Source organism: Kitasatospora nipponensis (assembly GCF_039528135.1).
Classification (GTDB): Bacteria; Actinomycetota; Actinomycetes; order Streptomycetales; family Streptomycetaceae; genus Kitasatospora; species Kitasatospora nipponensis.
Genome location: NZ_BAAALF010000475.1, coordinates 1 through 1285 on the forward strand (window position 1 = coordinate 1; position 1285 = coordinate 1285).

Annotated in this window: 2 protein-coding genes; one reads left to right on the forward strand and one right to left on the reverse strand. The window is 58.9% G+C overall.

What is annotated here, in order from left to right:
- Position 1: 1 nt before the first annotated feature.
- Positions 2–187 carry a toxin glutamine deamidase domain-containing protein gene (locus ABD323_RS46155; protein ID WP_425556342.1) on the forward strand — a complete coding sequence of 62 codons (186 nt, stop codon included), beginning with the start codon at positions 2–4 and terminating at the stop codon, positions 185–187.
- Between the two features lie 757 nt (positions 188–944).
- Here the strand turns inward: ABD323_RS46155 and ABD323_RS41285 are convergent.
- On the reverse strand, positions 945–1285 hold a 341-nt coding region (locus ABD323_RS41285), incomplete at its 5' end, for an acyl-CoA dehydrogenase family protein (RefSeq protein ID WP_344447229.1).

The window sequence follows — 1285 nt, forward strand, 5'->3', positions numbered from 1 at the left end:
CGTGCAAGAGGTCATCAGCTGGGGGCCCGGCGGGCAGGGCCTAGTTGGGGGCTGGCCAACCAGGGGAGTTGGGCATATGTTCAACGTAGTAAACATTGATGGAGTGGCGGTTTTTATTGACGGACAAAAGGGACTCTCTACCCATGTACCATCTTGGAGAGAATACTGGGTCGCAAGGACAAGGTAGCTATGACTCTAGATAGATCTTCAGCTCTCCAACTGGGCGCTGAATTCCTCGCGGAAGATGTCAAAACATGGACTCACCCGTCCGAAGTGAGAATAATTCCGGAAGCGTCATTCGGCGATGCAAACCTGCTCATCATCCCGTACGACACAACAGAGTTCCTGGATCGCGGAATTAGTAGCGCAAGTCTGATGGGAAATTTGCCGATATCGGTAAATCTAGAGACGGGAGAGTGTGACTTCATCGACATGCTAGAAGTTCTCGAATATATTAATCGTGGACTTATGTGATCAGCCATCCAAAATAGCAGGGTCTCGATCCTCAAAGGGATACCCCTTGCTAGCCCATAGCCTTACCCAGCAGAGGCCCCGCCGAAATGTCCCGGCGGGGCCTCTGTAACTCCCCGGGACGGGTCTGTAAATTTGCTCTGCCCCTTAATCGGTGGTGACGAACGGTGGCGGCCTTCATTTAGCATTGCATGCGAAAGGTCAACGGGCTTGTGGGCGTGGCGCTTCCGGGATTGCCGTCGCTGGTCATCGAGGACGTGGTGAGTGAGGGCGAGGCCATCGGGTTTGACGATCTCGACCTTGAACTCCGGCGCGAACGAGCAGCGAGGGCGCGAGTCCAGCGTCAGCTGTCCAGGGAGAGGCCCGTGCTGTCCAGGAAGCCGGGGTGCGCGAGGCGGCGTTCTGAGCTGGTCGATCTGGTCAGCAGGTGACCGGTCCGCCTATGCAGATGCATCGGAAGATGCGACACACGGTCAGCGGTAGGCCGACTCGCCGGTGATGGTTTCGCCGAGGACGAGGGTGTGGATCTCGGAGGTGCCCTCGTAGGTGAGGACGGACTCGAGGTTGTTGGCGTGCCGGAGGACCGGGTACTCGACGGTGATGCCGTTGGCGCCCAGGATGGTGCGGGCGGTTCGGGCCACCTCGATGGCGGTGCGGACGTTGTTGAGCTTGCCGAAGCTGATGTGGGCGGGGCCGCACTGGCCGGCGTCCTTGAGGCGGCCGATGCGGTGGGCCACCAGGTAGGAATTCTCCACTTCGAGCATCATCTCGACCAGCTTCTGCTGCGTCAGCTGGAAGGCGGTGATGGGGGGTT